At 56.5% G+C, this 24,746-nt stretch carries 22 protein-coding genes and 1 tRNA gene; 16 read left to right on the forward strand and 7 right to left on the reverse strand.

The window, feature by feature from the left end:
• A complete protein-coding gene (glgX, locus tag AC0IM9_RS17780; RefSeq protein ID WP_278210730.1) occupies positions 1–2,178 on the reverse strand; it encodes a glycogen debranching protein GlgX in 2,178 nt (725 codons plus the stop codon).
• A gap of 214 nt (positions 2,179–2,392) precedes the next feature.
• Here glgX and AC0IM9_RS17785 point away from each other — a divergent pair, with 214 nt between their 5' ends.
• The 5 genes from AC0IM9_RS17785 (at position 2,393) to radA (ending at position 9,219) form a co-directional block, all read left to right on the forward strand.
• On the forward strand, positions 2,393–3,046 hold the full coding sequence (locus AC0IM9_RS17785; protein ID WP_482804878.1) for a DUF4912 domain-containing protein: 654 nt from the start codon (positions 2,393–2,395) through the stop codon (positions 3,044–3,046).
• The gene (locus tag AC0IM9_RS17790) at positions 3,039–4,625 is read left to right on the forward strand and encodes a glycoside hydrolase family 57 protein (protein WP_482804879.1); all 1,587 of its coding nucleotides are present in this window, start codon (positions 3,039–3,041) and stop codon (positions 4,623–4,625) included. The genes AC0IM9_RS17785 and AC0IM9_RS17790 overlap by 8 nt, the downstream gene beginning before the upstream one ends.
• Positions 4,626–4,690: 65 nt before the next feature.
• The gene (locus tag AC0IM9_RS17795; RefSeq protein WP_482804880.1) at positions 4,691–6,190 is read left to right on the forward strand and encodes an endonuclease/exonuclease/phosphatase family protein; all 1,500 of its coding nucleotides are present in this window, start codon (positions 4,691–4,693) and stop codon (positions 6,188–6,190) included.
• Between the two features lie 52 nt (positions 6,191–6,242).
• Positions 6,243–7,835, forward strand: coding sequence for a phospholipase D-like domain-containing protein (locus AC0IM9_RS17800; protein WP_482804881.1), 1,593 nt, complete (start codon positions 6,243–6,245; stop codon positions 7,833–7,835).
• Positions 7,836–7,851: 16 nt separating this feature from the next.
• Positions 7,852–9,219 carry a DNA repair protein RadA gene (gene radA, locus AC0IM9_RS17805; protein ID WP_445371510.1) on the forward strand — a complete coding sequence of 456 codons (1,368 nt, stop codon included), beginning with the start codon at positions 7,852–7,854 and terminating at the stop codon, positions 9,217–9,219.
• 233 nt (positions 9,220–9,452) lie between these two features.
• Here radA and AC0IM9_RS17810 read toward each other — a convergent pair whose 3' ends face one another.
• Positions 9,453–10,769 carry a hypothetical protein gene (locus AC0IM9_RS17810; RefSeq protein WP_482804882.1) on the reverse strand — a complete coding sequence of 439 codons (1,317 nt, stop codon included), beginning with the start codon at positions 10,767–10,769 and terminating at the stop codon, positions 9,453–9,455.
• Positions 10,770–11,592: 823 nt separating this feature from the next.
• Here AC0IM9_RS17810 and AC0IM9_RS17815 point away from each other — a divergent pair.
• The 11 genes from AC0IM9_RS17815 to AC0IM9_RS17865 all read left to right on the forward strand — a co-directional run bounded on the left by AC0IM9_RS17815 (position 11,593) and on the right by AC0IM9_RS17865 (position 21,005).
• The gene (locus AC0IM9_RS17815; RefSeq protein WP_482804883.1) at positions 11,593–12,399 is read left to right on the forward strand and encodes a VPLPA-CTERM sorting domain-containing protein; all 807 of its coding nucleotides are present in this window, start codon (positions 11,593–11,595) and stop codon (positions 12,397–12,399) included.
• Positions 12,400–12,494: 95 nt separating this feature from the next.
• Positions 12,495–13,256: a hypothetical protein gene (locus tag AC0IM9_RS17820; protein ID WP_482804884.1), complete on the forward strand. Its 762-nt coding sequence runs from the start codon at positions 12,495–12,497 to the stop codon at positions 13,254–13,256.
• A gap of 108 nt (positions 13,257–13,364) precedes the next feature.
• Positions 13,365–14,183, forward strand: a complete 819-nt coding sequence (locus AC0IM9_RS17825) for a HEAT repeat domain-containing protein (protein ID WP_482804885.1) — start codon at positions 13,365–13,367, stop codon at positions 14,181–14,183.
• A 106-nt stretch (positions 14,184–14,289) separates the two neighbouring features.
• Positions 14,290–14,769, forward strand: coding sequence for a hypothetical protein (locus AC0IM9_RS17830; protein ID WP_482804886.1), 480 nt, complete (start codon positions 14,290–14,292; stop codon positions 14,767–14,769).
• A gap of 117 nt (positions 14,770–14,886) precedes the next feature.
• Positions 14,887–15,393: a TlpA disulfide reductase family protein gene (locus AC0IM9_RS17835; protein ID WP_482804887.1), complete on the forward strand. Its 507-nt coding sequence runs from the start codon at positions 14,887–14,889 to the stop codon at positions 15,391–15,393.
• A gap of 91 nt (positions 15,394–15,484) precedes the next feature.
• Positions 15,485–15,694 carry a DUF4266 domain-containing protein gene (locus AC0IM9_RS17840; RefSeq protein WP_482804888.1) on the forward strand — a complete coding sequence of 70 codons (210 nt, stop codon included), beginning with the start codon at positions 15,485–15,487 and terminating at the stop codon, positions 15,692–15,694.
• A complete protein-coding gene (locus AC0IM9_RS17845; protein ID WP_482804889.1) occupies positions 15,681–18,311 on the forward strand; it encodes a DUF3570 domain-containing protein in 2,631 nt (876 codons plus the stop codon). The genes AC0IM9_RS17840 and AC0IM9_RS17845 overlap by 14 nt, the downstream gene beginning before the upstream one ends.
• 34 nt (positions 18,312–18,345) lie before the next feature.
• On the forward strand, positions 18,346–18,621 hold the full coding sequence (locus tag AC0IM9_RS17850) for a hypothetical protein (RefSeq protein WP_140911656.1): 276 nt from the start codon (positions 18,346–18,348) through the stop codon (positions 18,619–18,621).
• A 188-nt stretch (positions 18,622–18,809) separates the two neighbouring features.
• Entirely contained in the window at positions 18,810–20,183 is a 1,374-nt protein-coding gene (locus tag AC0IM9_RS17855) for an ATP-binding protein (RefSeq protein ID WP_140911657.1), read from the forward strand.
• Positions 20,161–20,709 (forward strand): response regulator transcription factor, encoded by a 549-nt coding sequence (locus AC0IM9_RS17860; protein ID WP_140911658.1) that lies wholly within the window; start codon positions 20,161–20,163, stop codon positions 20,707–20,709. The genes AC0IM9_RS17855 and AC0IM9_RS17860 overlap by 23 nt, the downstream gene beginning before the upstream one ends.
• Before the next feature lie 220 nt (positions 20,710–20,929).
• A tRNA-Lys gene (locus AC0IM9_RS17865) sits at positions 20,930–21,005 on the forward strand.
• A gap of 377 nt (positions 21,006–21,382) precedes the next feature.
• Here the strand turns inward: AC0IM9_RS17865 and AC0IM9_RS17870 are convergent.
• From AC0IM9_RS17870 to AC0IM9_RS17890, 5 genes are all read right to left on the reverse strand, one after another.
• Positions 21,383–21,766 (reverse strand): ClpXP protease specificity-enhancing factor, encoded by a 384-nt coding sequence (locus tag AC0IM9_RS17870; RefSeq protein ID WP_140911659.1) that lies wholly within the window; start codon positions 21,764–21,766, stop codon positions 21,383–21,385.
• Positions 21,763–22,371, reverse strand: coding sequence for a glutathione S-transferase N-terminal domain-containing protein (locus AC0IM9_RS17875; RefSeq protein WP_222101875.1), 609 nt, complete (start codon positions 22,369–22,371; stop codon positions 21,763–21,765). The genes AC0IM9_RS17870 and AC0IM9_RS17875 overlap by 4 nt, the downstream gene beginning before the upstream one ends.
• A gap of 173 nt (positions 22,372–22,544) precedes the next feature.
• Positions 22,545–23,186: a DUF47 domain-containing protein gene (locus tag AC0IM9_RS17880; protein ID WP_278210783.1), complete on the reverse strand. Its 642-nt coding sequence runs from the start codon at positions 23,184–23,186 to the stop codon at positions 22,545–22,547.
• Positions 23,187–23,192: 6 nt separating this feature from the next.
• Positions 23,193–24,203: an inorganic phosphate transporter gene (locus AC0IM9_RS17885; RefSeq protein ID WP_482804890.1), complete on the reverse strand. Its 1,011-nt coding sequence runs from the start codon at positions 24,201–24,203 to the stop codon at positions 23,193–23,195.
• Between the two features lie 55 nt (positions 24,204–24,258).
• The gene (locus tag AC0IM9_RS17890) at positions 24,259–24,651 is read right to left on the reverse strand and encodes a YMGG-like glycine zipper-containing protein (RefSeq protein ID WP_140911662.1); all 393 of its coding nucleotides are present in this window, start codon (positions 24,649–24,651) and stop codon (positions 24,259–24,261) included.
• Between the last annotated feature and the right edge of the window lie 95 nt (positions 24,652–24,746).

The raw sequence follows: 24,746 nt of genomic DNA on the forward strand, positions 1-24,746 counted from the left end.
TCAGGCCGCAGTATCGGCCAGTTTGATGCCGGTGAATTTGCTGAAAAGTTGGGCGGAGCGTTTAGACAGGCTATCGCCGTCGCCCGGTTCCGGTTGGCCGTTTTCGAATACGACCACCGAGTCGCTGTCTACCCAGTAACGGTTGCCTGCGACCGGTTTTTGTTCGGCCGGTTCGAAAATGTCGCGCCCCGGTTTTTGCGCGGTATCCACCGCCAGCCGCCAAGTCCGTTCCGGAATGGACGGTAACTCCATCGCCAGCCGTTGATCCGACATGTTGAGGATGACGTGCAAGTCGGACTCATCCTTAGCCAAAGCCGTTAACGTAAATGCCAGCACACGGGCTTCCGGATCGTCCCAACGCGGAGGTTGGCCAACCTCCAGACCGTGCCAGACGATATCGGGCATGCCGCGTTCTTCCAAAATCTCCCCGCTCAGAAACCGCCGGCGCATCAGCGAAACGTGGCGTTTGCGCAAGCGAATCATCAACTGTACGAAATGCAGAATGTCGGCATTTTCCTTGGCTTTCTCCCAATTCAGCCAGCTGAGTTCGTTGTCCTGGCAATAGCAGTTGTTGTTGCCCTGTTGCGTGTGCAGGATTTCGTCGCCGGCCAGCAGCATCGGTACGCCGTGGCTCAACAGCAGAATGGCAAACGTGTTTTTCACGCGTTTGCGGCGTAGCGCCAGGATAGCCGGATCGCGGGTTGGGCCTTCGGTGCCGCAATTGCTGCTCAAATTGTTATTGCAGCCGTCGCGGTTGTTTTCGCCGTTGGCGGCATTGTGTTTTTCGTTGTAACTGAACAGGTCGTTCAGCGTAAAACCGTCGTGGCAGGTGACGAAATTAATCCCGCTGATCGGCAACCGGTGTTGGTGCTGGTAGAGGTCGCTGCTGCCGCAAATGCGGGTGGCGACCTCGCTGATGATGCCGGTATCGCCGCGCACGAAACGGCGGATCACGTCGCGGTAACGGCCGTTCCATTCGCCCCAGCGGTAACCGGGGAAGTTGCCGACCTGGTACAGGCCGGAGGCGTCCCAGGCTTCGGCGATCAGTTTGGTTCTGGCCAATTGTTCCGACAATTCGATGCCCCAGACCAGCGGCGGGTCCTGGAGTACGCTACCGTCTTCGCCGCGGGCCAGTGCGCTGGCGAGGTCGAAGCGGAAGCCGTCCACGTGCATTTCTCTGACCCAATACTCCAGGCAGCTGATAATGAAGTTGGTGACCAGCGGATGGTTGGCGTTGACGGTGTTGCCGCAGCCGGTGTAATCGTGAAAAATGCGTTTGTCGTGCTTGTCGGTCAGATAAAAGCTGTTACCGGTGATGCCTTTGAAGTTGATCACCGGTCCATCGGCGCCGGCTTCCGAGGTGTGGTTGAACACAACGTCCATGATCACGCCGATGCCGGCTTTGTGTAAAGCCTTGACCAAGTCGCGGAACTCGCGGATGTGCGTGCCCTGTTCCGGTGTTACGCAGTAGCCGGGATGTGGGCTGAAAAAACTGTGGGTGCTGTAACCCCAGTAGTTTTTCAGGCCCAAATCCGAGGTGTGCGGCGGTACGTCCTGCTCGTCAAAAGCCATCACCGGCAGCAACTCGACGTGGGTGATGCCCAGTTTGGACAAGTAAGGGATTTTTTCGATCAGACCGGCAAAGCTGCCCGGATGCTTAACTTTGGCGGACGGATGGCGAGTGAAACCGCCGACGTGCAATTCGTAAATGATGGCTTTCTCGCTGCGGATCGCCAGCGGGGTATCGCCTTCCCAGTCGTAGCGGTCGTCCACCACCACCGCGCGCATCGCATGGGCGCTGTTGTCGCCGGGCAGGCAGGCGGCGGCGCGTTGCCAGAGTTTGTCGCTAACCGCCCGTGCCCAAGGGTCCAGCAACAGCTTGTCCTTGTCGAAGCGCAAGCCGGACTCGCGAGTATTGCTCGGGCCGTCGATACGCCAAGCGTACCAAGTGCCGGTCGGCAAGCCTTCGACGAATACGTGCCAGGAAAAAAAAGTGTGGTGTTTGTCTTTGTGTAGCGCAATGACTTGAAACGGTTCCGGACTGTCGTTGCTGGCGAACAGCAACAATTCGACCTCTGTGGCATGCCGGCTGGAGATGGAAAAATTCACGCCGCCCTCGCTGACTTTGGCGCCGTGCGGATAGGGACTCCCTGACTTTAAACTGTATGATTCGCGCATGCCCTTTGCCGAAAAACTTGGATGCCTTGATTTTACTGCAAATCGTAGGCACAGGCCTACGCCTTGCGTAAATAATCGACAACGGGTAGAGTCTATTAGCGTGCCATTGCGGAGGGCTGAATCAGCCGGCAGCATCGGCCTGCGCTTAACCTTCCGCCAAACCATATCTTTAACATTGCCAATGGCTTCTTCCCGGTCCACATCCCAGTCTCGCTTGCAGCTATCTGCCGAGGAGATGCGGGATATCAGCCTGGAGATCAGCCGCACTTTTGCCCCGCGGCGGTTCAGGGCCGGCGGTCGGGCCGCCACCTCCGGGTTTTCGCCGCAAGAGCTGTTTGGCATCAGCCAGCAAATCAGCCGCGAATTCGCGCCGCGGGCCGATATGCGCGCACCGGGGGCACCCAGCTTGGTGCTGTTGCCGGTGGATCCGCGCCGGCTGCACGCCTATTGGCAATTGCCGGAACCCGCGCGGCAAGCCCGGACCGATGTTCAGCCGCAACCGCCGGCAACGAGCGAAACCGGATTGACCCTACGGATTTACCGGCAACCGGAAGCGAAGGCTGATTTGCCGGAGCAAACCGAAAACCGGCCCGAGTGGTTCGACCTGCCGGTGTCCGGCCAGAGCAGTCAGCAGCAAATCGCGTTACCCGAGCCATTGTCGAATTCCGCCGGCTATTACCAGGCGGCTATCGGTCATCTGGACCAGTATAAGGAGTTTACCGCCTTGGCCTATTCCAATCCGGCGGCTGTCGCCGAAACCGCGAGTGCGGCGACCTGGCTGGCGCCGGTCATCGCCCAGTTCGTGTTGCCGGTCTCCGCCGGCTCGCCTGCCGGATCGGCGGCATTGGCGGGTTGCGACCATGAATAACGGCTATCTGGCAATTGTTCTGCACGCGCATTTGCCGTACGTGCACCACCCCGAGCACGACAGTTTTTTTGAAGAAAACTGGCTGTTCGAGGCGATCAGCGAGTGTTATCTGCCGCTATTGGCCATGTTCGAGCGGTTGCGTTACGACCGGGTAGCCTACCGGCTGACCCTGTCGTTATCGCCGACGCTGATGGCGATGTTGCGCGATCCGTTGTTGCAAAACCGGTTTTTGCGTTATCTGCGGGGACGGGTGGAGCTGGCCGAGCGCGAGGTGGAGCGTACCCGGCGCTTGCCGCAGTTTCATGCGCTGGCGCAACATTACCTGCAACTGTTTCAGGACAATCTGTACGATTACCAGCAGCGCTACCACTGCGATCTGCTGGCTGCATTTCAGCGCCACCAAAGCAGCGGCCGGCTGGAGTTGATCACTACCGCGGCGACCCACGGCTATTTGCCGTTGTTGGACGTCAATCCCGTCTCGGTCCGCAATCAAATCGGCGTCGGCATCGACAGCTTTCAGGCTCAATTCGGTTTCGCCCCGCGCGGATTTTGGCTGCCGGAGTGCGGCTATTACCCCGGTCTGGAGCAGACCCTGAAGGCCGCCGGTATCGAGTACTTTTTTCTGGAAAGCCATGCGCTGCTCAATGCCGATCGTCGGCCGCCGTTCGGCGTGTATGCGCCGATCGATTGTGGCGGAGTGGCCGGATTCGGTCGCGACCCGGCCGCGTCGCACCAGGTTTGGAGTGCCGAGTCCGGCTATCCTGGCGATGGCGACTACCGCGAATATTACCGGGACATCGGTTTCGATCTGCCATTGGAATACATCGCGCCCTACATCCTGGACGGCGAGACCCGGATCAATACCGGCATCAAATACTACCGGATCACCGGCGGCAAACAGCCCAAACAGGCTTATCAGCCGGAATTGGCCAAGTTGAAACTACGCCGCCACGCCGAAGATTTCATCGCCAGCCGCCGGCGGCAGATCGACGCCTTGGCCGCGGAAATGCAACAAGCGCCTATCGTTGTCGCGCCTTACGATGCCGAATTGTTCGGCCATTGGTGGTTCGAGGGGCCGTTGTGGCTGGAACAGGTATTGCGTTTGGCAGCCGGCGCGGACAGCGGTTTGCAAACCGTCGGTTGCAGCGATTATCTGCAATTGGGCTTGGCGTGCCAGCCGGCGGTACCTGCCGCATCGAGTTGGGGCGAGCACGGCTATTCGGAATTCTGGTTGAACGAAAGCAACGATTGGATTTATCCGTTGTTGCATAAGGCGGCCGCCGAAATGGAAAAGTTGGCGGGCGACTTGCGCGGCTTGCAGGTCAGCGACTTGCAGCGCCGGGCGCTGAACCAGGCCGCGCGCTCCTTGTTGCTGGCGCAGGCTTCGGATTGGCCGTTCATCATGAAAGCCGGTACCACCATCGATTACGCGCGGAAACGCATCACCGACCATCTGGCGCGCTTCAATTATCTGCACGACTCGATTCGTAAAAACCGGATCGACGAACGCTATTTGACAGCGCTGGAGATCATGGACGATATTTTTCCGGAGATCGATTTTCGCCAGTATGCCGCCTAGGCGGCCGGCCACCAAGCCAAACCGGTGCGTGCCGTTGCCGTGCCGTTCAGCTCACGGGAGGGATCATGGATAACATCCAGTTACTGTATGTCGGCAACATCGTTAGCGGTAAAGCCGCTGCCAGCAGCCAGATCTTGCAGTTTTTCATGCGGGTGGCCAATCTCGGTTACGGCAAGACCGTCGAAGTGCATTGGGCCGGCGAAGACGGCGTGCGGCGTACTGTGTTGGCTGACTATTGCATCACTGCCGGCGACGGTAGCGAATACTGGCGCGCCGAGCTGAGGTTTCAGCGTCAGGCCAAGGCCGATTTGCCCGGCGATATCCGTTTCTCCTTACGCTTACAGCATGAGGGCCGCGAATATTGGGACAACAACGACGGCTGTCAGGGTTATTTTTGCGCAGCCGGCAGCGGTGGACGCACGACCGGTCTGGTGCCGGTACTGAATTTGAACCCGTTGCAGGGACTTAGCGCGTCGCAACGCAGCATTCCGCTTAAATTGGCTGTCGATGCCGGTTTGGCGGCAGAAAAGGTGACGGTCCATTGGACGCTGGACGATTGGCACCACGTCCACAAAACCAGCTGCCGGCTGCAATCCGGCAGGCGCTCCGCCACCCGTAGCGGTTATGCCGGGCTGCATCCGGTACAGCATTGGAGCACCAATCTCAAACTCGACGGCGCGTTCCGGGTGCAGTACAGCATCTGCTGCGAAGGTAAGGAGCAGACCTTCTGGGATAACAATGCCGGACAAAACTACCGGCTGAGCCGGGCGCCGCTGAAAGTGATGATTCTGAATCTGCACTGTTACCAGGAGGACGATCAGGATCGGAAGTTCTGGCAAATCGCGAAAGCGGTGGACGAACTGGGCGCCGACCTGGTGTGTTTGCAGGAAGTGGCGGAACATTGGAACGACGGTCGCGGCGACTGGGCCTCCAATTCCGCCAATATCATCAACCGGCGTTTGAAACAGCCGTTTCATTTGTATAGCGACTGGTCCCATCTGGGGTTCGACAAATACCGGGAGGGCGTGGCGATCCTGAGCCGCTATCCGTTCGAGCGCCAGGAGGCGCGCTACGTTTCCGACAGCAGCGATGCCTATAGCATCCATTCGCGCAAAGTGGTGGCGGCCAGCATCGACGTACCTTACATCGGCACCATCGACGTGTTCTCCGCCCATTTGAGCTGGTGGGAAGACGGTTTTCGCGACCAATTTCAACGCTTGTCGGAATGGGCCGACGGCCGGCGCGGCGCCGAGGTGGCGGCCACTTTGTTATGCGGCGATTTCAATATCGCGGCGGGTTCGTTAGGCTATGGCTTGGTCGTCGACGGCCACCGCTACGAAGACCAATATCTGGCGGCCAACGCACCGGCCTTGTTTCAACAGATCTTCCGGGTGGACGATGCCCACTGGCGCGACCGGCTGGCGGACGACTACCGGATCGATTATGTGTTTATGAACAAAGATAGCGGATTGCGGGCGACTTCGGCGCGGGTAGTCTTCACCGAGCAGGATTACGGCCGGGTTTCCGACCATTGCGGCTATCTGCTGGAGTTCGAGCCGCTGTAACCGGTTTCAGGCTCGAGTATGGATTTTAACCTGTGCGATTAGGCGAGCGAATATGCAAGTAGCAGAACATTACGCCAAGCCGGTATTCGGCAAATTGGGGGGCTGTTTTCAACGCAGCAACGATTTTAGGGAAATCTTCGACGTTCGTTGGGGCAAGATCGATTTCGAGTTGAACCATGGCGTCACCGCCAACCTGAAGGTGGTGCTGAAGGTATTCCGCGATGCGATCTGCGAAACTTACGTGGTCGATACCGATGCCTACGACGTCGAGTGGTATCGGCACAAGCGTTCGACCCGCGACTTTTACGTGATGCCGTATTCGGCCCAGTTCGGCCGGATCCATTGCATCAAGTTTGCGTTCATCGTCCACCTTGGCGAACATTCTATAGCGTCTCGGCACGAGTACATCTTCATGGACGCGCCGCAACTGCAGGACAATCAGCCGGCGCAACGGCATATCGGCGAACAATGGGCGACTGCCAATCATTACCGCACGCATGAAGTCGATCCCGGCAAATTGCAGGCCGACGTGGACTGGTACAACCGCCATTTCGACTCGCTGCACCTGACGCCAAAATTCACCAAGGGTCAGCAGCACCATCCCTACCACCCGAAGCGCTTCATCCACGACCATATCGACAAAACCATCGCCGCCAAACGGGCACAACCCGACCGCCTGTGCACGATCAAGGTCAGCGTGGATTGCATCGACGACAACGACTTCATCAATCACCTGATCCATGCCAGCCACCAGGGCGTACTGGTGCAATGCATCGTCGACTGGCGCAAGATGACCTTGACCAACAGCCAGAACTACGCCCGGTTGAAACGTTCCGGCATCGAGTTGGTTGGCGTGTTCTGCACGCCGAAGCACCACTTGATCGAAGTCGAGCCGGACATGCATACCAAATTCGTGATTTTCAACGACGAGGACGCAATTATCGGCTCGTTCAACATTACCTTCGACCGCTGGTGGGCCAACTGGGAATCGGGCATGAGCTTCCATTCCCAGGGCGTGTGCCGCTTGCTGGACAACATCTTCCAAAGCCAGCGCGGCGGTGTGATCCAGAAATACGGTATCGATCCGCTCAGCCCGTTCAACCTGCTCTACACCTTCGGCCGGCAAACCATGGCTAACGGCAAGGTGTATCGGCCGCATCATGCGATTTTGGCTGAAATTCACCGCGCCCGCCGTTCGTTGAAGCTGTGCCTGTTTTTGATCGGCGATCTGCTCGGCGACCACAACGATAGCGTCATTACCGCCTTGATCCAGGCCCGCGACCGCGGGGTGGACGTGCAGTTGTTGTTCAACGGCCATTTGGCGCGGCAGGGCAAGATCGGGGTCGAACGGCCGATGGCGGAGGAGCTGGCGCGGCCCTTGCTGCCGGCGATTCAACGCCTGAAAGACGCCGGCATCCGCGTCGGCCTGGTCTACGGCCAAGACGATTTACCGGTGCCGTACTCGCCGATCCATTGCAAGTATTGCGTGATCGACGAATACATCGTCATCGAAGGCAGCTTCAATTGGTACAACACCTCGGTGTTCTCCCACGATCTGGTCGTCGTCGCGGCCAACCGCGACGTGGCGCGGCCTTACTTGTACGAGTTCGAGCAGATTCAGCGCTTGTTCCGGGTGTTCTACTGATTCGAGTCGATACGGCATGGCAAAAAAACAAAAGTCCGCGTACGTCTGTACCGAATGCGGCGCGGATTATCCGGGGTGGTCGGGGCAATGCAACCAATGCGGCGCCTGGAATACGATCAAAGAGGTCAAACTGGGCGGGGGTAAGGCCGAACGCGAGCGTTCCGGTTACGCCGGCAGCCGCAGTGCGGTGCAGTTGCTGTCGGAGGTCAATCTGGCTCAGGCCGAGCGCATTTCTACCGGCCTGGCCGAGTTCGACCGGGTATTGGGCGGCGGCATCGTCAAAGGCAGCGTGGTGTTGATCGGCGGTGCGCCGGGCGCCGGCAAGAGTACGATTTTGTTGCAGGCCATCGCCCATATCGCCCGGCAATTGCCGGTGCTTTACGTGTCCGGCGAGGAATCCTTGCAGCAGATTGCCGAGCGTGCCCACCGCCTGCAATTGAACACCGCCGGCATCAAGATGCTGGCCGAAACCTCGGTGCAGCAGATTTGCCAGCTACTCGATGAAGAGCAGCCGCAAGTCGTCATCATCGATTCGATCCAAGTCATGTACACGGCGGATTCCGATTCGGCGCCGGGTTCGGTGTCGCAGGTGCGGGAGTCGGCCAGTTTTTTGACTCAGTACGCCAAGCGTACCGGCGTGTCGTTTTTTATGGTCGGCCACGTCACCAAGGACCAGTCGCTGGCCGGGCCGATGACCTTGAGCCACATCGTCGACGCCCAGGTGGTGCTGTCTTCGACCGACGATTCGCGGTTTCGGGTGTTGCGCGCAGACAAGAACCGCTTCGGCAGCGTCGGCGAGCTGGGTTTTTTCGCGATGGAAAGCAGCGGCTTGAAGGAGGTGAAAAACCCGTCGGCGATGTTTTTGTCGCGCGCGGAAAAGCCGTCGCCGGGTAGCGTGGTGACGGTATTGTGGGAAGGTACCCGGCCCTTGCTGGTGGAAATCCAGGCTCTGGTCACCGAAAGCCAGTACGGCAATCCGCGCCGGTTGGCGGTGGGTCTGGATCAAAACCGGCTGGCGATGCTGCTGGCGGTGTTATCGCGCCACGGCGGTATCTTCACCGGCAACGACGAGATTTACGCCAACGTGGTCGGCGGTATCAAAGTCAGCGAAACCAGTACCGATCTGGCCATCCTGGTCGGTGTCGTATCCAGTCTTAGAGACCGGATCATTCCTTACGACACGGTGTTTTTCGGCGAAGTGGGCTTGAACGGCGAGATTCGCCCGGTCGCCAACGGCCATGCCCGTCTCAATGAAGCCGCTAAACACGGTTTCAAAAAAGCCATCATTCCGAAAAGCAATAAGCCGAAGGATGGCGTCAAACATCTGGAAATCCATGCGGTGAGCAACATTCAGGACGCGCTGGCGGTATTGGCTGATTTGTGAACGAAGGCCGGTTTCGGTGGCCGCGATCTTTAAACCGTCTGGGGGGGGGGCACAGAGATACGGTTAACGCTAGCTGTTTCCCTGAATCTCGGGGTGTCGCGGAACGTTAAATTGTCAGGTAGCCGTGTCCAAGGCGTTACGGATAGGTGATGCTGCCGCGCGGAAGCGGAGAGATGCGGAGCGTCCTTGCTCCGTTGGCTCGACGCAATCCGGCGTCGAGCGTCCAGCTTCGTTTAAGCCAGTTGTTGTTTGCGACGGCTGGCGCCAATCAGGCCGGCCATGGCGCTGCCGAACAACCAGACTGCGCCCGGTACCGGCACCGCAGCGACGGTGGTCTCGATGGTGAAGCCGTAAGGACTACGCAAAGTAGCCACCAAATTTTCGTATTTTGTAACGTTAGTCCGTGCTACGTTGTAAGCATCTTTTAAAGCAACTGCGGCCGGATCAGCTGCTAAAGCGGCGTCCAGTGCGGCTTTAGCGGCTGCTTTTTCAGCGGCTGTTGTCGTATGGCTTGCGATAGCCGCGTCGTAAGCTGCTTGTGCTGCTACGATGGCTGGAGCAGTCGAGATGTAGTTTGTATAAGCGGTGTTCGCCGCTGCGATTGCGGCATCGTCCGCGGTATGCGCTGCCTGTAGGCCTTGGTAGTTGGCTTGTTGTTCAAGGGCATGTGCTGCGTTGGTGCCGCCTACCCAAAGACTGTAGTCACCGGGGCCTAAGATGCCGCTCCATGTGACCGTATGGCTGCCAGCGGCTGACGCCTGAGAGTCGATATATTTCAAGGTTGAGACATTACCTTCGCCGAGCACTTGTGACGTGCCAATCGACTTGCCATTACCGTATGTTGCGGTCGCGCTAATATCTCTTCCGCCAGTCCAGTCGGCGTTTGAACGATATGCACCCCATGTGCCGGAACCGGTATAACTATTGCCGGTTGTTGTTTCATAGGTAGCATCCGTTGCCGCGGTATAGGGCTGAACTGATGCGTAGGGCCCCCATGCAACATATCCTGGAAGATGTTGGGCCAGTGCGGTGTTGCCAATCCCGCCTTCGTGAGATGACTGCGGAGCCAAGCCTTTAAAAATGGAAAATGCCGGGTTCCAGTCTTGACCGCTCAAGGTGGTCACTGTGCTGCCGCCCGTAGCTTGAGTTTGCACGGCGCTAGCGGCTGTACCCAGCGTTGTCACAGTGAATGTAACGCGAGAGGTATTGGCTAGAGAAAACGCCAAGCCTTTGTTATCGTGGCTATTGGCCCACAGGCTATTGTCTTGGCCTTGGATCCAGCCGTAGTCGGAAGAAACCGCGCGAGTTTGGGTATAGGTGCCGTAGCTGGTGCCGGTAGCGGTATTGGTACCGAAAGTGCCGGCTGCATTGGCGCCGGTACCGTTGTTTTCAACGCCGGCCGCCAAGTTGCTATTGGCCAGATTCATTGGGTTGGTGCCGGCATCGTTATACAGGAAAGGGCCGGAACTCCAGTGAGCGAACGCTTGACCGGAAATACCCGCCATGCCGCCGGTTAACAGTGCTACTACCAGTTTTTTTTGCAATACCATTTTCTGTCCTCAGAATTATCGTTTTTGTAAAGACGGTGCTAACGAACCGGCCTCCCCCATAGCTCGGAAATCACCCTTACTGCGGCAATTCGCCAAGCTCGATCCGATTCAATAACGTCCTGTTGTTGTGTCCGCCGCTTTGGTTTGGACGCGTGGTCTTCGAGTCGGGAATATCCGCTCGGGAATCCCGAGTATTGCCGACATCGACGAGCAAAAGCCCATCAACAATATTCGTGCCAGCTCGATTTGCGATGTTGATAACGCCTTTATAAATCAATAGGTTGGCAATATAGATGGCTGGTCTGGACGGCTAGACGAGTTTGTGGAGGCGGCGGCGTACCGGCCGAAAAGTGTGTGATATGGCGCAATTTTTTATAACTTATTGAAATCAATTTGATATTTTCTGCTGCGATTGAGGATTGCTTCGCGGTTTTGCGGATTTTGCTGAGTTTTTCCGGCAAAAAGGCTGGAATTCCGAGGCGAGGTCTGGAAATTAAATAGTGTTATTTCACAAAAACAATCATTTATTTAACATAGTTTAATTTTAAATCGTGAAATTCCTTCCTAACCCTAAAGTTGGGCTAGAGGTGTTTGGCGGCTGATTAAACGCGGCGCGGTTTAACGTTCGACGGGATGGCTGTTGCCGCAAGGCTTGGTTTTAGTGGTTTCGGCGGATTGTGTGGTGTCAGCTGAGTATGGCCGTTCGATATGTTGGCGGCGTAGTTCCAGATTGTGGCGCGGGTTTTGCAACAGTCCATTGGATTCTGCAGGCCGGTGGTCGAGGCTTGTCTGTAACCGTTCTACTAAACGTTTGAGGATTGTTATGAAGCACCAGTTATTCAAGGTCGTACCCGTTATTGCTACCGTCATGCTACCGTTCCAATCGGCATCGGCGCATGTGAATTATTACGATTTGTTCAATAACGTGACTACCCAAGTCACCAGCACTGCGACATCAACGACCTACAGCGGCGGCGACGTCCTGAAAGGCAATTTTGGTTGGGGCGACGCCACCGATGTGGACTGGGGTGACAGTCATATGGGTTCTTGGATTCGCTTCAGCGTTAGCCAGCCGGCAGGCGTCTGGGTAAGCATTAACGTCGCCAGCGACGGCATCAACCAATACATCAATAACAATCCGAACAATCCGTCGCGCTTGGGCGACTTGAAACCTGGGTTTTCTTTATACCGCGGCTTAGTGCCTGACGAAGCCCACGATGGTGCTACTGCCGGTTTGCAGCCCGGCGATCCGCAATTCGGTAAGGAAGGGGCTTGGCGAGCGCTGGCGGATACAACCATGGGTAATGATAACGGCGACATCGCTACCATCGAATATTTGGCTCATGCCGGTTCCGTCAATAGTGCCGCATCCAGCGTCTCGTTGAATAATTTCTTTTTGGCGTCTGGCGACTACACGCTGGCAATCGGCGGCAGCTGCTACGACCAAAACCAATGCGTCGGTGCGTTCAATATCTTCGATCCGAACGCCGACGAAATTGCCCGCGGCTATAACGTCAGCGTTACCGTATCGTCGGTTGCGCCGGTACCGCTGCCGGCGGCCGCCTGGCTGATGATCAGCGGCCTGATCGGTGTATTGGGTTTAAACAAACGCCGCTCGCTCGCGGCTTAACCTAAGAATTTTTGGCCGTGGTGGCAGAGCGCCGCGGATCAAAGAGCTGGCGCCGGTTCGGCGCTTCCATCAATGCAATTAAGGAGATCAACATCATGGGTTTTACCAATAGCTTGAAGATATCGGCGCTCGCGCTGGGTTTGGCGGCCGGAACGGCCAATGCACACGAAATTCCGACACCGGTTTCCGGCGACCCTTACATCGCCACCGAAACGACGCTCAATTGGCTTGACGGTGTCGGCGGCGGTCGCGTTGGTAGCGCCACCGACGGTGTGCTGATTAACAACACCATTTTGGCTTATCACTTCGATGTGACCACGGCGGGGTCTTTGGATGTGTATACCGACGACGGTGATGATGCTGCCGCCGTTGCAGCCCTGTACATCTACAAAAAAGACGACGTAGGCGCGGATTGGACCTTGACTCATTTCAATTACGCGGGTCTGGGCCCCGTTACCGGCCCGACCGATCCGAACAATATCTTCGGGGTTCATCGTACCGGCTATTCTGATGAGTTTGATACCGGTCAAGCCGATGCCGGCGTCCGCGAGAATTTCGATTTGGGATCGTACATCGCATTTGTGGTCGGCAGTTCCGGCGATATTTTCGGACATGTTGGCACTCCGCTGGGAGCTAAATTGTCCGAAGGCTTTACATGGTCTTATACCGGCGACACGGCCGATTTGTACACCAATGTACAAGCTTTGAGCGATTTAACAATCGAAGCATCGCCGGGTTCGTTGGCCGTGGCCGGTCCTTCAGTCGAGCCAGTGCCGGTACCTGGCGCCATTTGGTTGATGGGTAGCGTGTTGGCCGGCTTCGGCGCATTCGGCCGCAAAAAAACCATCGCGGCCTAAATCGCGGTTTTGCCGGTATTACCGATTCGGGCATGAAGCGCAGTTGCACTATATCGGCGGCACGGCCGAGTGTTCCGGCATTTGCCGGCACCGTATTTGGCTAGCCTTGTGAAAACTTGGCATTGCTGGTTTGCCGTTTTGGCAATCATTGAGTGCGGCAATCCGGTTTATGCGGCGACCGACAACGGCGTTGTCGTCGAGCGCATCGCGGGCCAGTGGCATCTGGATGCGCGGCATGCCGATTTACGGCGTTTGCTGGATATGGTTGCCGGGCGCACCGGCAGCAAGCTGCATTACTCCTGGTTGCCGGCGCCCGAGGTGACCGCAACTTGCGTGGCTGCCGATGCGGCGGGGCTGTTGAAGTGCCTGTTCGGCAATTCCGTAAACATGGCGGTGCGCGACCTCCCGCTTGCGTCCGGCAAAACGGCGCAGGCTGCAAGCGAGATCTGGATCATGGGCTCTACGCTGGGTGCGGCGAAACCGGCCGCGACGAGCCAATGCCAGCCAAGCCTTAGTGCTCCAGTGGCCGAAGCGCCAGGCAAGGAGTTGGCTATCGCCACCTGGTTGCAGCAGGCGCGGAGCAAAAACGCCGGCGTAAGGCTGCAGGCGGTTAGCGAACTGGCCCGATTGAACGCCTCGGCTGACGACGCCGCGATCAGGACAGCGTTGCAAAACGCCTTGGCCGACAGCGACAGCCGGGTCAAGTTGCAGGCCATTGGCGGTATCGCCAGCCGCGACGGCGAAGAAGCGGTAATGCAACCGTTGGCGCAGATTCTGCGCAGCGGGAGCGCCGAAGCGCGGCTGATGGCGCTGGACTATATCGAAACCGACCAGACGTTGTTGCAAATGGCGGCGCGGGATGCTGATCAGGCCGTGCGCGATTTGGCATCCGTCAAACTGGAACAGTTGGCGCAGCCGGATAGATAAAGCGTTATTTAATTTTCATAGAATGCCAAATTGCCGTGGGCTGCGGCGACTGTCCGATGTTTCGGCATTGCGGCTAGTTTGGCTATAAATATTATCAGGAATTGTTATGCAAAAAATCACGAGTAAAAAAATCTGGCAAATGGGTTTGCTGTTGGTCTGTGCTGCCGCAGCGGAGCAAGCGTTCGCCCATACCCAGAACGGCAGCTTGACCTTGGCATCCGGCCTCAGTGCTACCGACTATTACCAAGTCACCTGTTCCAGTGACACGGACGGCACGGCGACCGAGCATATGTTTTTCCAGATTCGCGACCTTACTGGAGGTGGCAATAAAATTGGGATGACTGTGGTCAAAGCTGACGCCCCGGCCAACAAAGCCGCGTATACGACCATCGATTCAGTCGGCGGTACCGCCAATACGGTGTATAGTCCGGGCATCAACCTGCCGGGCGGCAACGGGGTCTATAACGTCCTGGTCTGGCATACCGGTGTGGCTGCGACCGAGAGCTATACCTTTGACTACCACTGCCAAAACGCGGATGGTAGCGTGCACACCCCTACGTCTATTGTGCGTATCTCTAATCAATAGCTCGTGTTATCGGGCGTTTGCCGGCTCCGTCGGCAAACGCCCGATAAGTCTGTTGTCAGCCGCGCAGGCTATTCAATTTCGGATTGCTGAGCGCCAGGTCGGTTAATCTTCCCAGTTATGAAATCCGCATTAATCCCTTTCCTGATTTGTTTGTTAACCCTTTCCGGTTCAGCACATGCGGCGGACGAGGCGGCGTTGGCGCCCGATTGCAGGTTCGCCGGCTTCGAGTCGGCTCCCGAGCGGAGCTTGGGCCAGTACCGCGGCAAAGTGGTTTATCTGGATTTCTGGGCCTCCTGGTGCGGGCCTTGTCTGGAATCGTTTCCGTTCATGAACCGATTGCAGAGTCAGTTGCAAGATAAAGGTTTGGTGGTATTGGCGGTGAATCTGGACGAAAACCTGGAGGACGGGGTCCAATTTTTGGCGCAGCATCGGGTCGATTTTGCCGTGGCAGTCGATAGTGGGCAGGAATGCGCTAAAAAACTCCAATTGAAGGCCATGCCTTCTTCCTATTTGATTGATCGGAATGGGCGGATCCGGGCCCGGCATTTGGGGTTTCGCGCCGGCGAGGCCGAGCAATTTGCTAAGCAAGTCGAACAACTGCTTGGCGAGCCGACCGCGCCCTGATATTTTGCCGTATCGGATGATTTGGCTTGGGTTTCGGCGGCGGAATCAAAAGCGGTTAGAATGCGCGCCGGTTTAATCGTGGTAAATGCCTATGAAAACGTCCCTGTCTCTATTAGCAATCGTCATTAACCTGACTGCTTGCGCCCAGGTGCAGCCGTGGGAGCGCGGCAATCTGGCCAAGCCGCAGATGGCCCTGGATCCTTATCCGGTGCAATCCGAATTGCGCGGGCATAGTTACGGTGCCCGCGAAGCGGCGGGGGCAGGGAATACCGGTAGCGGAGGCGGTTGTGGCTGTTATTAATCCGGAAAAAAAACCTAATCCCGGTTTGCAGGCTCTGACGGCCGCGGCCTTGATGTTGCCGGGGCTGGTCGGCTCCGCTGCGAATGCCGCCGACGGCGACGAGTTCAGCTTTCAGTACGGCCGCTACGAAGAAAGCGCGCGCGATTTGAACGGCGTCAAAAGCCAGTACAAGCCGATCACGGTGGATAGCTTGCATGGCGGCGGCAACGTCAAACTCACCGATAGAATCAAATTTGCCTTTAATTTCGTGCAGGACACTTGGTCCGGTGCGACGCCGATCACGACCGCGCCTTCGGGGCGTAATGGCAATAAAGTCTTTGAGCAATTCGGTACCGTCGCCGGCGCTTCTCCATACATCAAGGACAGTGACAATATTGTTTATTTCGATAACAAGCTTCAGCCGCTATTGGTGGACCCGGATTCGGTTGCGAATGGCAATGTGGTCGGTTTGGGTGCCGACCGGAAACTGGTGCACACGATGTCGACCGCTTCTCCGGAGACGCGGAAGGAGGGCAACTTCAAACTGGGTTACGAATGGGACGAAGCGGCGGTGGATGTCGGCGGCGGGATCTCGGTCGAGAACGACTACGAGTCGCGCTTCGGCAATGCCGGGGTCAGGTTGGATTTCAATCAAAAGCGTACCACCGTGAACGCCGGCTTGAGCTACACCAACAGCGATTCGTTTGCGCGCCTGAGCGGCCATTTTACCGAGCCCTACATCAATTACGTCGCCTACGCGAATCAGTTAAAGAGAGTAACCAGCGATCGGAGCGGGGACCAGATGATCATGGGCAAACGCGACGATTGGAGCGGGAGCCTGGGATTGACTCAGGTCGTGAATAAGGACGCTTTGTTCAAATTGGGTGTCGGTTTTACCCACAGCCAGGGCTATCTGGAAAATCCGTATAAAGGGGTGACGGCATTTTTTATTCAGCCGGCTGACGGCAGCTTGGGCGAGTTTTCGTCGACGGTTCCTTATGTCGGCGTCGCCAAAGTGTTTCTTGAGCAACGGCCGGATTACCGGAACCAGTGGAACTTCACTACCGGCTGGGTGCAGCATGTCGGCTGGCTGGATGCGGCGTTTCATTTCGATTACAAATTTTTCCATGACGATTGGGGGATCAATGCCCATACCTTCGAGAGCGATTGGGTACAGCCGCTCGGCGCGGGGTGGTCGGTCACGCCGCGGGTGCGCTATTACTCTCAGAGCGCGGCGGATTTCTATCACCCCTATTTAATCGCCGGGCCGTCGGCCAATCCGGGCGAAGCCCACTTAGCCAGTGATAACGCCCAGTTGCCGGCCGCATTTTCCAGTGACCATCGCCTGTCGGGCTATGGCGCCTTGAGCGGTGGTATCGTGTTGAGCAAGCGATTCAGTAAAGGCATCCGTTTCGATGCCGGCTTCGAGTATTACACCCACCAGGGCGATTTGAAACTGGGCGGCGGCGGGGAGGCCGGCTATGCCGATTTCAATTATTACCTCGCCAGCGGGACGCTGAACGTCAATTTGAGCGCGCTGGGGCGCAGTTTGGCGGACGATCCGCATGCGCAGCATCGGCACCATGGTCACCATCACGGGTCACCGTTGCCGGCCGGCGTGATGTTCGGCCACGTGATGTCGACGCCGGGCGAGGTGATGGTCGGATATCGCTATATGTACAGCCGCCAGGACGGCGACATGCTGTACGCCGGTAAAACCGTAACCGATCGCGCCATCGTCAATAACGGTTGTACCGAAAATGGCGAAACCTGCCGCACCGTACCGGAGTTTATGAATATGCACATGCATATGCTGGACATCATGTACGCGGCGACCGATTGGTTGAGCCTGATGGTGATGCCGCAGTTTATGGATATGGACATGAATGCTCGCTCGTTGGCCGGGATTTCCCCCGCGGCATCCCCAGCGGCCGACCATCTGCACGGCGGCCACGACACTGGCGGCGTCGGCGATACCGGCATGTATGCGTTGGTTAATGTGTTTAAAGCGGAAGGGCATCAAATCAACATGGGCCTGGGCGTAACTGCCCCCACCGGCAAGGTCGATATCAAATTGAATCGCAATCATAAGTTCGACAGCGGTTATATCCATTACGGGATGCAGCTCGGTAGCGGCACGTGGGACTTTAAGCCAAGTTTGACCTATACCGGCCAGGCCGGCGCTTGGTCCTGGGGCGGCCAGATCAACGCTACCAAACGGCTGGAAGACAGAAATTCAGCCGGTTTTGCCTTGGGCGACGCGGTGCAGGGTACGGCATGGGGGAGCTACAGTGTGCTGGATTGGTTGGCGGCCTCGGTGCGCGGGATTTACACGGCGCAGGGAGCGATCAAAGGCGGGTTCCCGGCGATTCCAGGGAGGTGTCTCGATAATTACAATATAAATGCTGTTCAAGATTGCGCAGACGTCAATCCGAAAGGCGGGTCGATGGATAACCCGAAAAACTACGGCGGGCATTATTGGGATGTCGGCTTTGGCTTGAATGCGACGGTGCCGGACGGTGCTTTTGCCGGACATAATTTTAGTGTGGAATGGCTGCAACCGGTAGAGGATAATGTCAACGGCTACCAGTTGGAGCGCAGCGGTACTTTGAATGCGACCTGGATGTACGCGTTTTAATAGCCGATCATTTAAACCTTTCAAGCGAAAATTTATGCAAAAAACCGACAAGACGCCGTTATGGGTTTTCCTGGCCTTATCCAGTATCGAAACCCGCCGAGGCGCGTTGCTGCTGATTTGGAGCAGTATCGTGTTTACTCTGTATTGCCTGCCCTGGAGCACGTTTTTTGTCGGCAACGAGTGGGTGGCGAAGTTATTCCTGATTTCGGATTGGGAGTGGTTTGCGATGATGCTGCCGATGACACTCTGGTACTGGGCGAGCATGCGCTGGGTGGATAAAAACGGCGGATGGCGGGTTGCCGGCGTCTGATCCGGCTTTTGTCGGGAGCGGTGGCGGTAACGGCTCGGTTTTCGGCGATTCTTTCGCGTACAGTTTCTGACCGGTTGTGCCGGTCAAATTTTCGTTGCGCCTGATCTGCCGCTGGATTTTTCCGAATCCGGCCTTATTATTGCGTTTGCCGCGGCTTGCCGTCTTGTCCTCTCTGAGTTTTTCTATCCATGCTTTCCCACATACTGCCTAAAGCCGAAATTTCGATTCGGGAAAATCTTCGCTGGTTGTATATCCTGCGAAATCTGATGTTATTCGCTGTGACTTTTGCCGTGTTCATCGCCGTGAACGGGCTGGGTATCAATCTGCCGCAAAATCAGCTATGGCTGGCGATATTCGCGATCTCGATACTGAATTTATACACTTGGCTGCGGTTGCGTACGCCGGAAGAAGTCACCGAGCACGAGATTTTTTCGCAAATCTGCATGGACGTGTTGGCGCTGGCTTATCTGCTCTATCTAACCGGCGGAGCCTCCAATCCGATCATTTGGGTGTTTCTGTTGCCGTTGATCGTAACGGCGATCATGTTGCCGCAAGCTTATGCCTGGAATATGGTGATCATTACGTCCTGTGTTTACACCGTGTTGATCGCCTACAACGTGCCGCTTCCGGCCATCGAGCCGCATTTGGCCCATCCGGCCATGACCGAATTGACGCCGGAAATGAGTCTGCAAATGCATTTGATCAACGACCGGCGCTATTTCAATTTACATGTGTTCGGCATGTGGTTCGGCTTTGTGTTCAGTGCCGGCTTGGTTGCGTTTTTTGTGGTGGAGCTGTCGAAAACGCTGAAAGAGCGCGAACGCAATCTAGCCGACGCCCGCGAGAGTGCGTTGCGGGATGAACGGGTGGTGTCGCTGGGTACGTTGGCAGCCAGCGCCGCTCACGACATGGGCACGCCGCTGGGTACGATCGCGATCCTGACGCATGAGATGGTTGAGGATTTGCCCGAACACCGTTACCCCGAGCTTTACCAGAAACTGATGATCGTGCAGCAGCAAATCGACCGTTGCAAACAGGCCTTGTCGGTGATGTCGGCGTCTGCCGGCGAGATGCGGGCCGAGTCGGGCAAGGTCATGCTGGTCAGCGAATATATCGACGAAGTGCTGAACCAGTGGCGGGCGCATAAGTCCGCTACCCGGATGAAGCTGTTCGTCTCGCCGAATGTGGATATGGCGGCGAAAATCATTGCCGAGCGCACGGTGACCCATTCCATTATCAATATCCTGAACAATGCGGCCGAAGCCTCGCCGGTCGATGCCGGTATCGAATTCCATGCCGAGTGGAGCGATGAGAATTTGTTTTTGCGGATACGGGATTTTGGCCCCGGTTTACCAGCCGAGTTTATCGATTTCGCCGGGCATCAGCCGGTGAAAAGCAACAAGCAGGGCATGGGGGTGGGATTGTTTTTGACCTATACCACGATAAAACGCCTGGGAGGTACAATACAGTTCAGTAATCTCGACAGCGGCGGAGCTTGCGTGGAGATCAGTTTGCCGTTATTAGCTAAGGAGAGTACCCATGACCAATTTGCCTATGGATAAGCCGAATTTACTTTTGGTTGACGATGATGTCACCTACTGCTCGGTGTTGAAACCGGCACTGGAGAAACGCAATTTTCAGGTGACCGTAGCTAACGATGTGGCGACGGCAATGAAGCTGGCGGAGCAGACCGAGCCGGAATATGCGGTCATCGATTTGCGGATTGGTTTCGATTCCGGCTTGGAGATGGTCAAGAAGCTGATCTCGCTCGACGACAATACCCAGATCGTCATGTTGACCGGTTTTGCCAGCATCGCGACCGCGGTGGAAGCGATCAAATTGGGTGCAATCCATTATCTGACCAAACCGGCGAATGCCGACGAAATTGTCAGCGCGTTGTACAAGAACGAGGGCGACGCCTCGGTGGCTATCAGCGATAGTCCGCTATCGGTAAAGCGCCTGGAATGGGAGCATCTGCAAAAAGTGCTAATGCAGCACGACGGCAACATTTCGGCCGCCGCGCGCGCACTGAATATGCACAGAAGGACTTTGCAAAGAAAGCTGGAAAAGAAGCCGGTCAAGGAATAGATTGCAACAAGGTTTTAGATTGTTCTTGCCGATTGCGTTGATTCATAAGCAATAGTTCGAATCAGTTAAGGCCACTCTTAGCTTTGGATGTCTTGGCGTTATGCTAAACAAGCGTTCTTTGACGATGGTGTGGTTGGTGCGGGCTTATCGGTTTTGTAATATTTTGGTTATATCTGTTGCAAAATTAAAAAACATAGGTATAATGGGTAATTCATTCAGGGGGTCGTTAGCTCAGCCGGTAGAGCACCGCACTTTTAATGCGATGGTCGTGCGTTCGAATCGCACACGACCCACCATCAAATTCAAAGGCTTACAGCAAAAACTGTAGGCCTTTTTTGTTTTTAGGCGTTTTTCGTTCACAAATCGTTCTCAGTGAACAGGAAAAGCGCTTATGGCAGCTATCGGAAAGTTACCAACCGGTTCTTGGCAAGTTCAAGTAAGACGCAAAGGCGAATCGCCGATAAGCAAAAGTTTTTCATCAAAAAAAACTTGCTGAACAAATGGTCAAGATCAATTGAGGGCCAAGCTGATTGAGGTCTCTTTGTAGATCGTAGTGAAGCAGAAAAGACAGCTCTCGGAGGTTTGATAGATATGCCTGGCGGTCTAAGTTGCGGCGTAGGATCGGTACGCAGCCAGCGCCCGTCAAAGCAAAGTCATTGATCGGGCGGGCTCGTTATTTTACGACGCGCAATTGCGGTTTTTGCGGCGGTTTGGGTTCTGTGGGTGTTGGCGGTGTTTCGTCGTCGGTTTCGTCCGGGTCGAATATCATACCTTTGCCGTTTTCCTTGGCGTAAATCGCCAGTACGGCTTTGCAGGGGGCGACTATACGCATGGCTTTGCCGGCAAAGCGGGCATTGAACTGGATCTCATCGTTACCGAGGTGCAGGCCTTGAATGGCTTCCGGGCGGATGTTCAATACGATACGACCGTCTTCAACGAAATCGGTCGGAAGTACGACGCCAGGGTATTCGGCGTTGACCAATAAGTGCGGAGTCAGGCTGTTGTCGACAATCCATTCATAAATGGAGCGGATCAGATAGGGTTTTAGTGGGGTCATTTGCTTGCGAGTTGCATCATGTCTTTTTCTTCGCGGCTCAAGCTTTCCTGAAAGGCTTTGCGGCCGAATAAGCGGTTGGCGTAGGCAGTGACGCCTTTGCCCAGCCCGGCGATGTCGATACCTATGCTCGGCAGCCGCCATAAAAACGGAGCCATCGCGCAATCGATCAACGAATATTCTTCGCTCATAAAATAAGGTGTGGCTTCGAAGACCGGAGCCGCCGCAATCAGGCTTTCCCGCAGCATTTTTTTGGCTTTTGCGGCTTTCTTGTCGCCGTGGACCTGGACTTCCTCCAGCAACGGGTACCATTCCTGGTCGATGCGTTTGATCAGCATTCTGGCGTTGGCGCGGGAAACCGGGTCCATTTGGTGCAGGGCGGGGTGGGGGAAGCGTTCGTCGAGGTATTCCATGATAATGCGGGCGTCGTATAGAACCAGATCGCGTTCGACGAAAGTAGGTGCGTTGCCGTTCGGGTTCAATTCCAGCAAGTCTTCCGGCGGGTCGTTCGGATCGAAAAATTCGATGTCGGCCGGCACGCCTTTTTCGTGCACCACCAGCCTGGCGCAGTGGCTCATTATGCAGTTGGCCGAGCTGAAAAGAATCATTGCGGATTTTCGGCTGGAAATGTTTGCCACGAATTGAACCTCTTGGAGAAACCGGAATTGGATCGCGGCTGATTGTAGCATGGATGATCGGGCTTTTGGGCTGAGCGGCGGAGGCTGGAGGCGCCGTAATTCGCCGGTTTCAGCTTGGCTTGGCGGCATTTGCCGGGCTGCGGTCAGCCGAGTTTGACGATGATGTCTTCCAGCACGTTGGCGGTGGCGTGAACCTTGTCGGCGGCGTTGGAAAGGTGCCGATAGAGCTCGCGTTGTTTGAACATATTCAGATAGTCGTCGCCCTGGAATAAGTCGGCGATGGCCTTACGGTACATTTTTTCGATGCGCCGCTCTGAATGCCGAGCGGCGAAAGCATGCGGTTCCGCGCCGCGAGGCTGTTTGCCCAGCACCGCAAAGCCCTTTTCCAGGGCATTGATGCCGACTTGCAGTTCCTGCACCATGGCCAGTGAATGCCGGTCCGGCGCCAGTTGCAGCGCCTGCATTTCGTTGTAAGTACTCTTACAATAGGTGACGATACTGTCCAGCGAGGCTATGGCGCGGTAAATATCTTCCCGGTCCATCGGCGTCGCAAACGAACTGTTCAGCGCGTGCAAATTGCGCATCCGCAGGCGGTCGGCCTCGTGCTCGTCTTCTTTTAACATCTCACCGGCATCAATGCATTCGGTGGCCATGAACCGCGCCAGATTGTCGACCGTGACGCAAACTTGCCGACATTGCTCGTGCAATAGCCGGTAAAAATCCGCGGGTTTCGGGAAAATCTTTTGCAGGAGGCGTGAAATGGCAGACGTGTTTGGGCTTGGCATCGCGGTTCAAAGGCCCAAAGCGGGCAAATGGCTGATTAAGGTATAACTCAGGCTGGCGATCAGTGCCGAGCCGGGAATGGTGATGATCCAGGTTTCCAGTATCTCCCCGGCTTTACCCCAGTGCACGGTGCGCGGCCGCTCCGAGGCGCCTATGCCCATGATCGACGCCGCGACGACGTGGGTGGTGGAGACCGGCGCGCCGCATAACGAGCCGGCGAATATGGCGCAGCAGGCGCTCAGTTGCGAGTTCAGAGCGTGAATCGGCCGAATCTTGTAGATCGAGAACCCCAGGGTGCGGACGATGCGCCAACCGCCGGTCAGCGTGCCGGCCGTCATCGCGCCGGCACAGAGCAAGATCACCCACATCGGTACCCGAAAGCTGTCGATGGCGCCGCCGAGCAGTAGAACCAGCGTCAAAATGCCCATGCTTTTCTGAGCGTCGTTGCTGCCGTGGGCGAAGGCCAGTCCCGCGGCGGTTAGCCATTGGCTTTGTTGCAGGCGTTTGTTGATGCGCGGATGGGCTGCGCGTAGTAAAAACAGGGTCAGCCGCTGCAGCACGAAACCGGCTGCAAAGCCCAATAGCGGTGACAAGCATAAGGCGAGCAAGACTTTACTGAAACCGTCAAATTCTCCGCGGCGGAGTTCCGCAAATCCCCAATAAACCGGTTCGGTACCGGCCGAAACCAGTACCGCGCCTATCAATCCGCCCACCAACGCGTGGGACGAGGACGAAGGCAAGCCGCGCCACCAGGTGAACAAGTTCCAGGTCACGGCGGCAAACACACCGGAGATGACGATGGGCAAGGCTTGGCGCTTGGGAATATGCGAAAGATCGATCATGCTGCCCAGCGTGTTGGCCACGGCCGAGCCGCCCAGTAAAGGTCCGAGAAACTCGCAGCTGGCTACGACCATTACGGCTTGGAGTGGAGTCATCGCCCGGGAAGCGATGACTCCGGCAATGATATTGGAGGCGTCGTGGAAGCCGTTGGTATAGTCGAACACCAGGACGATTCCCACGGCAACAACGATAAGCGGTAGTAAGCCCTCCAACGTAGGTGGCAAGCCCGGTTAATTAGTTGATGACGTTGTGGCCGCGCTGCCGCAAGCAGTTGCGGTAAGCGTTCTTGTAGCTGTCGTTGGAATGGATGCCTTGCTGGGCTGCGCCGCCGATACCGCCTGCGGCTGCGCCGACCGCAGCCCCTCTAGCGGCGTTACCGGTTGCAGCGCCGATCGCCGCACCGCCGGCTGCGCCGATCAGGCCGCCGACGCCGGCGCCGATTGCGGTATCCTTGTAGGTGCTTGCCGATTGCGCTGCCAACTGTTGACATTCCTGCATGTCCTGGTTCAATCGGTAAGCGTTTCTGTCGTTGTAGGTGTCCACGGTTGGCGTCCAGCCTGTCGTCGTCGCGCAGCCGGAAACCAGCAATACGGTTGTCAGTACCGATTTAAGCGATAGTTTTTGCATGTCATTTCTCCTGAATATGTCCGACTCGGCGGAAGTGGGCCAGAGATTAGCCGATTTCGCACCAATTTGGAATCGGGTAAGTCGAATTGACAGTT

The organism is Methylomonas sp. Uni0011 (assembly GCF_056850255.1).